This is a genomic window from Clostridioides sp. ES-S-0001-03, assembly GCF_020676075.1.
Lineage (GTDB): Bacteria > Bacillota > Clostridia > Peptostreptococcales > Peptostreptococcaceae > Clostridioides.
Genome location: NZ_JACVWJ010000009.1, coordinates 67,306 through 81,607, shown reverse-complemented (window position 1 = coordinate 81,607; position 14,302 = coordinate 67,306). Strand labels below are relative to the sequence as shown.

At 27.0% G+C, this 14,302-nt stretch carries 14 protein-coding genes; all 14 read left to right on the top strand.

Going from position 1 to position 14,302, the window contains the following annotated elements; all coding sequences use genetic code 11:
- Nucleotides 1-15 precede the first annotated feature (15 nt).
- The 14 genes from fliW to IC174_RS16485 all read left to right on the top strand — a co-directional run bounded on the left by fliW (nucleotide 16) and on the right by IC174_RS16485 (nucleotide 14,278).
- On the top strand, nucleotides 16-408 hold the full coding sequence (fliW, locus tag IC174_RS16550) for a flagellar assembly protein FliW (RefSeq protein WP_227483456.1): 393 nt from the start codon (nucleotides 16-18) through the stop codon (nucleotides 406-408).
- Nucleotides 402-614 carry a carbon storage regulator CsrA gene (gene csrA / locus IC174_RS16545; RefSeq protein ID WP_095892764.1) on the top strand — a complete coding sequence of 71 codons (213 nt, stop codon included), beginning with the start codon at nucleotides 402-404 and terminating at the stop codon, nucleotides 612-614. The genes fliW and csrA overlap by 7 nt, the downstream gene beginning before the upstream one ends.
- Nucleotides 615-635: 21 nt before the next feature.
- Nucleotides 636-1,031: a flagellar export chaperone FliS gene (gene fliS / locus IC174_RS16540; RefSeq protein WP_227434652.1), complete on the top strand. Its 396-nt coding sequence runs from the start codon at nucleotides 636-638 to the stop codon at nucleotides 1,029-1,031.
- Nucleotides 1,031-1,387 carry a flagellar export chaperone FliS gene (gene fliS, locus IC174_RS16535; protein ID WP_227483455.1) on the top strand — a complete coding sequence of 119 codons (357 nt, stop codon included), beginning with the start codon at nucleotides 1,031-1,033 and terminating at the stop codon, nucleotides 1,385-1,387. Before fliS (IC174_RS16540) ends, fliS (IC174_RS16535) begins: the two co-directional genes overlap by 1 nt.
- A gap of 22 nt (nucleotides 1,388-1,409) precedes the next feature.
- A complete protein-coding gene (gene fliD, locus IC174_RS16530) occupies nucleotides 1,410-2,933 on the top strand; it encodes a flagellar filament capping protein FliD (RefSeq protein WP_227483454.1) in 1,524 nt (507 codons plus the stop codon).
- Between the two features lie 2 nt (nucleotides 2,934-2,935).
- A complete protein-coding gene (locus tag IC174_RS16525; protein WP_227434655.1) occupies nucleotides 2,936-3,271 on the top strand; it encodes a flagellar protein FliT in 336 nt (111 codons plus the stop codon).
- A 100-nt stretch (nucleotides 3,272-3,371) separates the two neighbouring features.
- A complete protein-coding gene (locus IC174_RS16520; protein ID WP_227434656.1) occupies nucleotides 3,372-4,244 on the top strand; it encodes a flagellin in 873 nt (290 codons plus the stop codon).
- A gap of 91 nt (nucleotides 4,245-4,335) precedes the next feature.
- A complete protein-coding gene (locus tag IC174_RS16515) occupies nucleotides 4,336-6,477 on the top strand; it encodes a glycosyltransferase (RefSeq protein ID WP_227483453.1) in 2,142 nt (713 codons plus the stop codon).
- A gap of 24 nt (nucleotides 6,478-6,501) precedes the next feature.
- Nucleotides 6,502-8,382: a bifunctional glycosyltransferase family 2 protein/class I SAM-dependent methyltransferase gene (locus tag IC174_RS16510; RefSeq protein WP_227483452.1), complete on the top strand. Its 1,881-nt coding sequence runs from the start codon at nucleotides 6,502-6,504 to the stop codon at nucleotides 8,380-8,382.
- Nucleotides 8,375-10,492 (top strand): glycosyltransferase family protein, encoded by a 2,118-nt coding sequence (locus IC174_RS16505; protein WP_227483451.1) that lies wholly within the window; start codon nucleotides 8,375-8,377, stop codon nucleotides 10,490-10,492. Before IC174_RS16510 ends, IC174_RS16505 begins: the two co-directional genes overlap by 8 nt.
- A 4-nt stretch (nucleotides 10,493-10,496) precedes the next feature.
- Nucleotides 10,497-11,492 carry a peptidoglycan bridge formation glycyltransferase FemA/FemB family protein gene (locus IC174_RS16500; protein ID WP_227483450.1) on the top strand — a complete coding sequence of 332 codons (996 nt, stop codon included), beginning with the start codon at nucleotides 10,497-10,499 and terminating at the stop codon, nucleotides 11,490-11,492.
- Between the two features lie 92 nt (nucleotides 11,493-11,584).
- Entirely contained in the window at nucleotides 11,585-12,817 is a 1,233-nt protein-coding gene (locus IC174_RS16495) for an ATP-grasp domain-containing protein (RefSeq protein ID WP_227483449.1), read from the top strand.
- 19 nt (nucleotides 12,818-12,836) lie between these two features.
- Nucleotides 12,837-13,781: an ornithine cyclodeaminase gene (locus IC174_RS16490; RefSeq protein WP_227483448.1), complete on the top strand. Its 945-nt coding sequence runs from the start codon at nucleotides 12,837-12,839 to the stop codon at nucleotides 13,779-13,781.
- A gap of 89 nt (nucleotides 13,782-13,870) precedes the next feature.
- On the top strand, nucleotides 13,871-14,278 hold the full coding sequence (locus tag IC174_RS16485; RefSeq protein ID WP_227483447.1) for a sugar 3,4-ketoisomerase: 408 nt from the start codon (nucleotides 13,871-13,873) through the stop codon (nucleotides 14,276-14,278).
- Nucleotides 14,279-14,302 lie beyond the last annotated feature (24 nt).

The window sequence follows — 14,302 nt, the reverse complement described above, 5'->3', positions numbered from 1 at the left end:
TAAAATAACGCAGATATGATGAAGGTTACATTAAAAAAAGGGATACTAGGATTTGAAAATTTAAGAGAATACAAGCTTTTAGATATAGAAGATAATGATATTTTAAAAGAGTTTAATTCTACTGAGGAAGATTGTATCGGATTTATTGTTGTATCCCCATTTGAAATTATTAAAGAATATGAGATAGTCCTAAATCAGGATACAATTGAAAAACTAGAAGTGAAATCTCCAAATGATATTATGTTATTGAACATAATCACTCTTGGACAGACGCTTGAAGAATCAACTGTGAACATGAAAGCTCCTATAGTAATAAATGTAAGAAATAATTTTGGAATGCAAATAATTTTACAGGATGAGAAATATTCAATAAGGCATCCATTACTGAGAGGTGATGGTGGATGCTAGTCATTTCAAGGAAAAAAGATGAAGCAGTACTTATAGGAGAGAACATAGAGGTCAAAGTTGTAGGAGTAGATGGAAATAATGTCAAACTAGCCATATCAGCTCCTAACAATATAAATATACTAAGAAAAGAAATATATGAGAAAGTAAAGAGTGAAAATATAAAGGCTACAAATAAAAATATAAAAATTTTAAAATCATTAAAATAAAATTCTTGGAGGAAGTAATATATGTATGGAGAAAACCCTTATAGTTCTTATAAGCAAAATGCTGTTTTTATGGCATCAAAGGAACAATTGTTGCTTATGCTTGTTGATGGGGCAGTAAAATATACAAAAATAGCCAGAGGAGCTATTGTAGATAAAAATACACAAAGAGCACATAGAGAGCTTATAAGAGTACAGGATATATTTACAGAATTAATGGTTACATTGGACCAAAATGCAGGACAATGGGCAAAAGATATGTACAAAGTTTATGATTTTGTAAGATATGAACTTTCAAGAGCCAATATTAGAAAAGACATTCAGATAATAGATAATGTGTTACCTGTAATAGAGCAAATTAAAGATACATGGCATGAAGCTGATAAAAAAAGCAAAGAAGAAAGAAGTAGGTATAAATAATGAATTTAAATTTAGATAAACTAAATGAGTTATCAAAAGAAGAACTACTATTAATGCTTGTAGATGCTACAGTAGAATATACTAATATATCAAGAGTAGCACTTTTAAATAAGGATTATTTGAAAGCACATAGTGAACTTGTGAGAGTTCAAAATATATTTACAGAATTAATGACTACATTAGACCAAAATGCAGGACAATGGGCAGAAGATATGTATAAGGTTTATGAGTTTATAAAAGCTGAATTAATAAGAGCTGATGTAAATAAGGAGATTAAAATAATTGATGAGATATTGCCAATAGTAGAACAGATTAGAGATACATGGCATGAAGTTTATAGTAAATTAGAAGTATAATTATGGATGGGGGGATAAATATATGTCAAGTATAAGTCCTATAAGAGTTACAGGCCTTTCAGGAAATTTTGATATGGAAGGTATAATAGAAGCTAGTATGACAAGAGATAAGGAAAAAGTTGATAAAGCGAAACAGGATCAACAAATAGTTAAATGGAAACAAGAAATATATAGAAATATTATACAGGAATCAAAGGATCTTTATGATAAGTATTTAAGTATAGAATCTCCTAACAGTATAGTAAGTAAAAATGCATACTCTGCTACAAGAATAACTAGCTCTGATGAAAGTATTATAGTAGCAAAAGGGTCAGCTGGTGCAGAGAAAATAAATTATCAATTTGCAGTTTCTCAAATGGCTGAACCAGCAAAAGTGACTATTAAATTAAACTCAAGTGACCCTATTGTTCAACAATTCCCACCAAATGCTAGTGGAGCTAGTTCTTTAACTATAGGTGGTGTAAATGTACCAATATCTGAACAAGATACTACAAGTACTATTGTAAGTAAGATAAATTCACTTTGTGCAGATAGCGATATAAAGGCTTCTTATAGCGAGATGACAGGTGAATTGATTATTTCGAGAAAACAGACTGGTTCGTCATCAGAGCTTGATTTAAAAGTAACTGGAAATGATAATTTAGCTCAGCAAATTGCTACTGATAATGGTATTACATTTGGAACTGATACTAGTGGAAGTAAATTTGCAGTGGTACATGGAAAAAATCTAGAAGCTGATGTAACTGATGAACAAGGAAGAGTAACACATATAAGTAAAGAACAGAACTCATTTAAAATAGATAATATTGATTACAATGTAAATTCAAAAGGAAATGCTAAACTAGTTTCTGTTACTGATACTGAAGAAGCTACTAAAAATATGAAGGCATTTGTAGATGACTATAATAAGTTGATGGATAAGGTTTATGGACTAGTTACTACTAAAAAGCCAAAAGATTATCCACCTCTTACAGATGACCAAAAAGAAGATATGACAACTGAAGAAATAGAAAAATGGGAAAAAAAGGCTAAAGAAGGTATACTTAGAAACGATGATGAATTAAGAGCTTTTGTTGAAGAGATTCAATCTGCATTTTTTGGAGATGGGAAAAATATTTCTGTATTAAGTAAATTAGGTATCAATGAACATGAGAATTATAATAAAAAAGGTCAAATATCATTTAATGCAGATGCTTTTTCAAAAGCGCTTATAGATGATAGTGACAAGGTGTACAAAACTTTAGCTGGATATTCTTCAAATTATGATGATAAGGGAATGTTTGAAAAACTGAAAGATATCGTATATGATTATTCAGGAAGTTCATTTTCTAAATTTGTTAAAAAATCAGGTATAGAAAAGACTTCTTCTGCCAGTGAAAATGTGTATTCAAAACAAATTGCAGAGCAAGAAAAAAATATAAACAGACTAGTTGAAAAAATGAATGATAAAGAGAAAAGACTTTATGCTAAATATTCAGCTTTGGAGTCTTTATTAAATCAATATTCTTCCCAAATGAACTATTTCTCACAAGCACAAGGTAATTAGTTATGGATAAATTAGAAGAAAAAATAAACTTATATAAAGATATATCTTTACAAATTATAACCTTGATTGAAAAAGAGGAGTATAAAAATATAAGTAATAGATTAAATGAGAGACAAAATATTATAAATAGTATAAGTGAAGTGGATAAAAATGACTTTATACAGTTTTATAATGATATGGAATTAATTGAAATTGATGATAGAATAAGAAATTCTTTACAAGAACAATTGTCAGAAGTAAAAAAAGAGTTACATGAGTACAAGCTTACTAAACAAGTAAACACAATGTATTATAGCTTAAATAGAGAAAAAGTAAATATTTTTAATAAAAAAGTATAAAGTTATAGGTTAACTTGTCCGATGATATAATTGAAGAATTAATATAAAGGTTAAAAGTAGAAATGACAAGGATGTCAACTATACTAAGGAGGGTAAAATAATGAGAGTTAATACAAATGTAAGTGCTTTGGTAGCAAATAATCAAATGGGAAGAAACGTAAATGCGCAAAGTAAGTCTATGGAGAAGTTATCTTCTGGGGTTAGAATAAAGAGAGCTGCTGATGATGCTGCTGGACTTGCAATATCTGAGAAAATGAGAGCTCAAATAAAAGGTTTAGACCAAGCAGGAAGAAACGTTCAAGATGGTATATCTGTTGTACAAACAGCAGAGGGTGCATTAGAAGAGACTGGAAACATACTACAAAGAATGAGAACTTTATCAGTACAATCTTCAAATGAAACTAATAATGCTGAAGAAAGAGAAAAAATAGCTAATGAGTTATCACAACTAAAAGATGAAGTTGAAAGAATATCAAGTTCAACAGAGTTTAATGGTAAGAAACTACTTGATGGAAGTTCTACAGAGGTAAGATTACAAGTTGGAGCTAACTATGGAACAAATGTTGCAGGTACATCTTATAATAACAATGAAATAAAAGTTGCACTAGTAAACACTGCAAGTATAATGAGTTCAGCTGGAATAACTAGTTCTACAATAGCAAGTATGAATGTAGATGGAACTTCAGGAACTGAGGCAGCTAAACAAATGGTATCTAGCTTAGATGCAGCTCTTAAAGAATTAAATACATCAAGAGCAAAATTAGGGGCACAACAAAATAGACTAGAGTCAACTCAAACTAACTTGAGTAATACTTTAGAAAATGTTACAGCTGCTGAATCAAGAATAAGAGATACAGATGTAGCTTCAGAAATGGTTAACTTATCTAAAATGAATATATTAGTTCAAGCATCACAATCAATGCTTGCTCAAGCTAATCAACAGCCACAAGGAGTTTTACAATTATTAGGATAAAATAATTTTGTATATTGGATAGAGAAGAAGAGTAGGGCTTTGCTTTACTCTTTTCTTTTTTAGAAAATATAGCTTTGAAAGGAAAATATATATGTTACTTAGTATAGTCATGATTGTCAAAAATGAAGAGAAGATACTTGAAAAAACTTTAAAATCATTAACCACATTAAGAAAATCTATAGACAGTGAACTTATAATAGTCGATACAGGTTCTACAGATGACACTATAAAAATATCTAGAAAATACACAGAGAAGGTATATGTTCATAATTGGAATAATGATTTTTCTAGTATGAGAAACATATCAATATCATATGCCAAGGGTGAATGGCTACTTATATTAGATGCAGATGAAATACTAATTGATTCTTCAACTATTGTAAGATTTTTTAAAGATGGACTTGATAAAAAATTTAATTCTGCATCTATACAATTAAAAAATCTTTATTCATATGATAAAAAATCATATGGATATTGTTCAGTACTTAGACTTTTCAAGAATGTTGATTTTAAATACCATGGGAAAGTTCATGAACAACCAATGTACAAAAATCCTATATTTAATAATATTGCTGACTTTGAACATTATGGATATTTGTTTGAAGATGAAGAAATAAGGTTAAATAAAGTAAAAAGAAATGAAAAATTATTGTTTGAAGAGTTAAAAGAGGATGAGAGATCTCCATATATAAATTACCAATTAGGGAAAAATTTTATTATATTAGGAAAATATCAAGAGGCTTTAGATTATCTTGAGAAGTCTTATGAATTATACTCTAAACTAGAATCGGCACCTGGTTACTTGATAACAAGCCTTGTAAAAACATATTTATACTTAGGAAAACATAAGAAGTGTGAAAAATTATGTTTAAAGTATATCAAGAAAGATATGAATAATATTGATATATATTATTATGTTGCACGAGCACAAGTTGATTTAGGTAAATACGAGAATAGTATAGATTCGTATAAAAGATATCTTTATTTATTGGATAATTATGAAATAAGTACACAAGCAAATAGCTTATTTTCAGATACTGATACTGTAGGGCTTAGAGATGAGGCTATTATTACATTGATAAAGGTCTATTATAAGCTTGAAAAATATGATTTAGTGATTTCAGAATATGATAATATTGAAGATATAGAAAAAAAGAAAAATGTGTATTTTAGCTTATTTATGTCCTTATATAAATTGAATAGATTTGAAGATATAAAAAACTATTATAAGGAAATTCCAAATTCTAAAGTTGAAAGAAATAGTTTTTATAGAAATATAGAAGAATTTATAAATAATATAAAAGATGATGAAAAAGAGGCTGTATATAAAAGCTTTTGTGATATTGAAGGTAATTATGGACTTTTAAATCAGATAAGAACAAATAAACATGTATCTGTAGATACATGCAAAGAAATACTAAATGAAGAGAAAGAAATAATTTATGCATGTATTATAAAAATAGCTTTTGAAGAAAAAATTGATTTACTAGATATTTTTTATGATATGGAATATGTTTGGATAGAGAAATATCTAAAATATCTTTTAGCATTGGAAAGAAGTTTTAATTTAGAATTATATAAGTACATAATTAGTCGTCCAAACACATCAGAAATAGAAAAGATAAGAGTATATAAAGTTATATCGAAAGTAGTTTTAGAAAATATTAGTTTAAGTGATGAAAAGTATAAGGATATTTTTTATCTTTATATAATGTACTCTTATAAATACATAAAATACATATATAGTAATCTAAGTGATTTTGAATTAATAAAGTTTGTGTGTAATGATTTAGATAAATTTACTATAGAATTTAAGAATCTACTTGATACTAAGAACAAAATAAATGATGCTAATGAAAAATTAGAATATATAAATACTATGAGGAAATTATTAAATGAATATCCTTTTTATAACAAAATAATAAAAATACTTATAAATGAATTAGAAGAAAATACAAAAGAAAGTCAAGAATTTAAAGAATTAAAAGATAGATTTATTATTAGTATAGAAAATATGATTGAAAATGGCAAAATAAATGATGCAAAATTATTGGTAGAAGACTATTCAAAAACATTTGTAGATGATGTCAAAATTTTAAATATAAAAGGGATTTTATATATGTTTGAAAATAAACTTGAGAAAGCTGATTTTATGTTAAAAAAGGCGTTATCATTAGATGTAGAAAATGAGGATACTATATATAATATAGAATACCTAAAAAGTTTAAAATAAATTTAAAAATAGGAGACTTAGAGAATGAGCATACCAATAACCGTTAATGAAGAATCTAAAAATATAATAAAAGATTGGCAATATACGTTTGCAAATGAAGATATAAAATTTACCAGTATAATAATATTGACATATAATCAAATAGAATATACCAAATTATGCATTGAAAGTATTAGAAAATTTACGCCAAAAAATAAATATGAAATAATAATAATTGATAATAACTCTTCAGATGAAACAGTGGATTGGCTAAAGGAACAATCAGATATAAAATTTGTATATAATAATAAAAACTTAGGGTTTCCAAAAGGGTGCAACCAAGGTATTGAGTTAGCTAAGGGTGAAAACATATTATTATTAAATAATGATGTAATAGTTACTCCTAATTGGCTTTATAATTTGAATAAAGCTTTATGGTCACAAGATAATATAGGAGCTGTGGGTCCAATAACAAATGCATGCTCATATTATCAACAAATTGATGTGGATTACAAATCAATTGAGGATATGTTTATATTTGCACAAAAAATAAATAAATCTAACATCAATTCATGGAAATATAGAGTTAAATTAGTTGGTTTCTGTATGTTAATAAAGAAATCTGTAGTAGATAATGTAGGTGTTTTAGATGAGCTATTTACACCTGGAAATTTTGAAGATGATGATTTATCTTTTAGAATGTTAGAAGAAGGATACAAATTATTATTATGCCAGGATACTTTTATACACCATTTTGGAAGTGTATCTTTTAAAGAAAATCGTAATAAATACACAGATATAATGGATATTAATAGAAGAAAATTTGAGACTAAATGGGGCTTTAATCCAGAATACAGTGGAATGATACGAACTGACTTAATTTCTGAAATAGATTGTAATGTAGAGAAAAATATCAATGTTTTAGAAATAGGTTGTGGTGTAGGAGCTACTCTTTTAGAAATAAAAAATATATATAAAAATTCATCCATATATGGAATAGAAATAAGTGAATCAGCAGGTAAATTAGCAAAAAACACTGGAGAGGTACTGATAGCAGACATAGAAAAAGTACAATTAGATTATAATAAAAATTTCTTCGATTATATAATATTGGGAGATGTACTTGAACATTTAGTTAATCCATGGAAGATAGTCAATGACCTAAAGAGATATCTAAAGAAGGATGGTCATTTGATATCAAGTATACCAAATATTATGCATGTGTCCGTTTTAAGAAACCTTGTGCAAGGTAATTTTACATATACTGATTCAGGAATTTTGGATAGGACTCACTTAAGATTTTTTACATTAAATGAGATAATAAGAATGTTTAATGATAGTAATTACATAATAGATAGTATTAGTGCTACTAGAATGAGGCTTTCAGAGGATGACAATAGATTCATCGATACAATGTGTAAAGAAAGCCATAAAGATATGAGAGAACAATATGAGTGTTATCAATATATAGTAAAAGCTTCTAACTGTGTAGATACTAGAAGATATTCTAGCGTTAGTATGGTTAATTTAAAATATGCTTTAATGAGAATTGATAATGAGTTAGATGTGGATGATAATTTAAGTTATATATTTGATAATTATAATATAACTGAACAATGTTTTATTGATGATATTGAATATTTAGTTGATATGTTTTCAATAAATAAGACAACTATACTAAATAGATTGGGTGCTGAGGCATTTAATAGAGGTCTGGGTGATTTTAGCATAAGTATGTTTATGATGGCTTTAAATATAGATAGAGATAACATTGACACAATATACAATATAACTACTGTATTGTGTGATTTAAAAGAATTTGAAATTGCTTATGACTTAATTAAGAATAGTAGTGAGAAAGTACAGAGTGAAAGTGATATACAAGATATACTTTATTTTATTGAAGGAAGAAAGAAATATGAATAATGAAAAGATATGTTTTATAACCTGTGTAAATGATGAAAGACTTTATGAGGAATGTCTTGTATATATAAATAGTCTAGATATTCCAAAAGATTTTAGTATAGAAACAATTGCTTTGAGAGGAGCTAATTCAATTTCATCTGCTTATAATAAAGCTATGAGAGAAGTAGATGCTAAATATAAGGTATATTTACATCAAGATACATTTATAATTAATAAAAACTTTATATATGATATTTTAGATATATTTAATAAAAATATTGATGTAGGAATGATTGGTGTAGCTGGAGTGAAAGACATACCTGTAAGTGGAGTTTGGTGGGATTCTAATAATAAAGTGGGGAAAGTATATGATAGTCATACAGGTAGAATAGATATTTATGAATTTAATAGCTTTGAAGGAGATTTTGATACAGTCATGGCTATAGATGGATTAATTATGATTACTCAGTATGATATATTATGGAGAGAAGATAAATTTGATGGATGGCATTTTTATGATTTGTCACAAAGTATGGAATTCAATCAAAATAACTACAAGGTTATTATACCAAAACAAGATAAACCTTGGTGCATGCATGACTCTGGGATAGCAAATATAAGTAATGGCTATGATGAATATAGGATAGAATTTGTAAAAGAGTACATAGAAATTGATTTGCATAGAGAAAATTTTTATGAATTTGATAAGAATAAAGCAAGTACCATACTTAAGAATAATAAGTATGTAGTGGATTGTATGAAAGATGAACTTGAGAGAGAATTAAAATTAAAGAATTATAGAACTGTTTTAGACATTGTTTCTAAAGTTGCTCGTTTTTCTGTTTTTAATCATACTGGTTTGTATTCTTGTGAAAAATGTGAAAAGGCATTATTAGAATGTGCCAATAATTTACCAAAAGTAAATAATATAAAATTATTTAAGAAAAAAGATTTCAAAAGAAAGAGAGTATTACATGTTTTAAGTGAAGTATACTCAACAGGTGGTCATACAAAAGTAGTTAAAAATTGGATCAATAGTGATAAAGATTCTGTTCATTCAATTGTAACTACATGGCAATCAAAGACATTGCCAGATTGGTTATTAAAATCAGTAAATGATAGTGGTGGTGAAATTATATCTTTGGATTCAATTTCAGATGACTATTTAGAAAGGGCTGTGGCTTTAAGAACAATAGCTTACGATTGGGCTGATATAGTTATTTTATATATTCATATGTGGGACACAATACCTGTTCTAGCTTTTGGAATTGATGGGAAAATACCTATTTTATATGTTAACCATTATGATAGTGCTTTTTGGCTAGGTGCAAGTATTGCGGATGTTGTTATTGATTTTAGTGAAGTTAGTCAATTAGTTACATTGAATAAAAGAGGCATAGAGAAGTCTGAAATATTACCAATTCCACTAAAAGAAAAAGAATTGTTTTCAAAATCTGAAATTAGAAAGCAGTATGATTTGGATGATGATGTAACAATAATTTTAACTATTGCTAGTGAAAGAAAGTATAATAGTGTAAATGATATTAATTATTTTAAAATTGCTAAAATGATAATCGAAAATACGGATGACACGATTATTATTGTTGTAGGAGTTGATACAAACAATATCTATTGGAAAACATTAAATAGTGTTACAAATCATAGAGTTTTATGCTTTGGAACTATGAAAGAGATAGATGATTTTTATAAAATCTCAGATATATATCTAGAATCTTTTATGGTGGGAAGTCATATTTCAAAATTAGATGCAATTTTATATGATTTAATTCCTGTTAAATTCAAAAACGAAGTTTCACCAATTTTTACAAATATGTGGGATTTTATAGATAAGTTTGATTATAATAATATCAAAGAGGTTATAGATATGATAAAAAGATATAACACTAATGAATTTGATAGGAATGAGCTAAAAGAAAAACAATCAGAAATAAAACATTTTGTTGTAGATAAACACTGTGTTGAAATAAAAAGTTATATAGACAAAATATATAATGAAGCTAATTATCATAAGGTTAAGTATAATTTACATAAAAATTATGAAATTGAAAACTATCAATTATTTGTAGCCTTATATGGTCATATAGTAGAAAATAAAACGAGTTATAGGTGATAAAATGTACAATATCTGTATCAAACAATTTGAAAATTTTTTTCAGGAGGATTGGGATTATTTTGTAGAAAATAAATCTATAAATGGGACATTCCTTCAAACTCGAAATTTCATTAATTATCATAAAGAAGACAAATTTTCTGACCATTCACTAATGATATATAAAGGTAAAGAGATAATAGCAGTTGTACCTGCATGTGAAGTTTATGAAAATGATGAAAAAATATTTTTTTCTCATTTAGGTAGCACCTTTGGTGGTATTTTAATAGGTCATGATTTCAATGATATAAAGCATGTAAAAGCTATTACAAGTACAGTAGAATTATATTTAGAAGAAGAAAATTTTAATAAAGTATTTCTAAAAAATGCATCGAGAATATTTTGGAAAGAGGATGCTTCATTGTTAGAGTATTTTCTATTTAAGAATGGTTATATGTTTTATGATGAATTAAGTATGTTTTTAGAAGTAAATAAGTATAAAGAAGATATATTAAGTAACTTTAGTTATAGTAAAAGAAGAGATTTTAAATATTCTTTAAAGAACAATCTTATTTTTAAGAGAGTGTATGATGATAAAGATGTAATCTCTTTTTTTGAATTATTATCTAACTGTTTAGATAGAAAAGGGGCTAAATTGATACATTCAATAGAAGAACTATTGGACTTTAAAAATAATAGATTAAAAGACATTGTAGAATTTTATGCAGTATATATTGGTGATATTATGATTTGTGGGAGTATGGTATTTAACTTTCAAGGAAGAGTTTACCATACTCAATACTTAGCATCAAATTCAGCATATAATAAATATTATCCAATGATATTTTTAAACTATAATCTGATTAAAAATGCCTCAGATAGAAACTTTAAATATTTTTCATTTGGAATTAGTACTCTAAATAGAGGAAAATATTTAGATGAAGGTTTGGCTATATTTAAAGAAGGTTTTGGTTCAAGTGCTGTTTGCAATAGGACATATTATAAAAATATAAATAAGTAATACTTATACTTTATAGAATTTCTTGATTGTAGTAAATCTATAGTATTTTAACTTTTACAGAAAAATAATTAACTTATAAAGAAGGTTTGTATATGAAAAGATTAATGATTTTAGGCTCAATTAAGTATTTTGAGAATATTGTTATGTCAGCTAAAAAAGAAGGAATATACACAATTGTTTGTGATAATAGAATTGATACTCCTGCAAAAAAAGTTTGTGATGAAGCAATAGATGTTGATGTATTTGATTTTGATAAAATAAAAAATATAGCCATAGATAAAAAGATAGATGGAATTTTGACTGGATTTACAGATTCTTTAATGAAGCCATATGTTTATATTGCAAATGAATTAAATTTACCATGTGTGATTTCTTGCAATCAACTTGAGTCTGTAACTAATAAGGCTGTTATGAAAAAATATTTTAAAAACAATGGAATACCTACAACTGATTATTGTATTCTTGAAAGTTTAAAAGATTTAGAAAAAATACAAGGGTTAAATTTTCCGCTTGTAATAAAACCTGTTGATGGTTATGGTTCAAGAGGTGTATATTTTGTATCAAATATAGAGGAATTAATAGAAAAATTTAAATATTCTAGGAAAATTTCACAATATGGAAAAGTAATAATTGAGGAATTTTATGAAAGTGAGGAAATACAAGGACTAGCTTGGATCCATAATGGAGAGTCACATGTATTTTATATCGGAGATAGAGAACTTGTAAATATACATGTAGGGAGAGCTGGAAAGCCAGACAGATTACTATATCCATCAAAGTATTGTTTTCAGTATGAAGAAGAAATAAAATCGATATATCAAAAGATAACAGAGGCTTTTAATATAAAGAATGGACCTCTTTATGTTCAGATGTTAGTGGGGGAAGATGGAATAAAGGTATCTGAAGTTATGCCAAGATTACCTGGAGGATGTGATTATTTAGCAATTTCACAGATAACAGATTTAGATATAGGAAGGCTATTTGCAAATTTTAGTGTGAATAATGACATCGATTTTAATGAAATAAAAAAATATAATATGCATTTATCAAAGTGTGCATACGCATTACCAATATACATAAGGCCTGGAACAATAAAGACGATAAATAATATAGATAAAATAGAAAAATTAGATTATGTAACTCAATTTCTATTACTAGTAAAAGACGGAGATACAATAGGATTATATGAGGATGAGAGACAGGATTGTGGAAGGATTTATGGAATAGCAAATAATATATTTGATGCAAATATAAAGAAGAAATATATTCATGAAATGATAGAAATACTTGATGAGAATAATGAGAATATGATAGAAAATTTTTAAATAAGGGAGCATGGTAGATATGAAGTTAATAACTCATGAACAAATTATGTCATTGAATATATCTCAGAAGCAAGGATATGAGTGGATAAAAGAATCATTTTTAACAAAAAAAGATTGTCAGTTACCACCAAAAATAAGTATGGTAGAACAAGGGCATGTATTTTACAATGTAATGCCATCTTTAAATCATAATCATATGATTGGTGGAATAAAAATGGTTACAAGATTGCCAGGAAGAAATCCAAGTTTAAATTCAGATATATTTCTATATGATATGAAGAATGCGAAACTAAAGGCTATTTTAGATGGTAATTATATTACAGCATTTAGAACTGCTGCCGTGGCTGCTCTAGCGATTGATACTTTTGCTAAAAAAGACTTTAATACTATTGCTATTATGGGGTTAGGAGTAACTGCTTCTTCTATAATGAATATGCTTTTGTATACCCTTAAAAATAGAAATATAAATATAAAGTTGCTTAGATATAAAGACCAAGCACAGTCGTTTGTACAAAAATATAAGGATAATGACCAGTTTAGTTTTAAGATATGTGATACACATAAAGAACTCATTATGGATTCAGATGTGGTAATTTCAACTGTTACGTATACAGATGAATACCTTTCAGAATTTGAATGGTTTAAAAAAGGTGCTTTACTATTACCTGTACATGTTATGGGCTTTGGAAATGTAGATTATTTATTTGATAAAGTATATTTAGACGATTATAATCATTTGAAACATCTGGAAAATATAGATAAATACAAGTATTCATGTGAATTTCATGATGTTCTAAGTAAACAAGCACAAGGAAGAGAACTTGATGACGAGAGAATAGTGTCTTACAATATAGGCCTATCAATACATGATATATTATTTGCAAGTAAAATCTATGAATTATGTGAAACTCTAAATTGTGAGGAGATAGACTTAAAAGAGCCAAAGGACAAATATTGGATGTAGTATATTTTTTATTAACGAGAATTTATTGTAAATTAAAATATGAAGTAATATCTTATTAAAAAGTTATTATAAACAGGGTAGGGACATTTATGGAAAAGTACAATTTAATTAAGTTTGAATCTATTGGAAGTGAGGACGTAGGAAGTTTAATTGCATTAGAATCAAATAAGGCTATACCTTTTGATATAAAGAGAGTGTATTACATATATGATGTACCACATCGTGTAAGGAGAGGTTTTCATGCTCATAAAACCTTAGAGCAAGTGTTAGTTTGCCTAAATGGAAGTGTTAAGATAAGATGTTTTGATGGTGTGAGAGATACAACCATTGTTCTAAATAGAAATGATGTGGGACTGTATATAGGACCAGGGGTATGGCGTGAAATGTTTGATTTTGATGAGAAAACTGTTTTAATTTCAATAGCTTCTGAATACTATAATGAAGATGATTATATCAGAGATTATGAAGAGTTTTTAAAATACATAGATATTATCTAGTTACTATGCATACAGATATCTTAT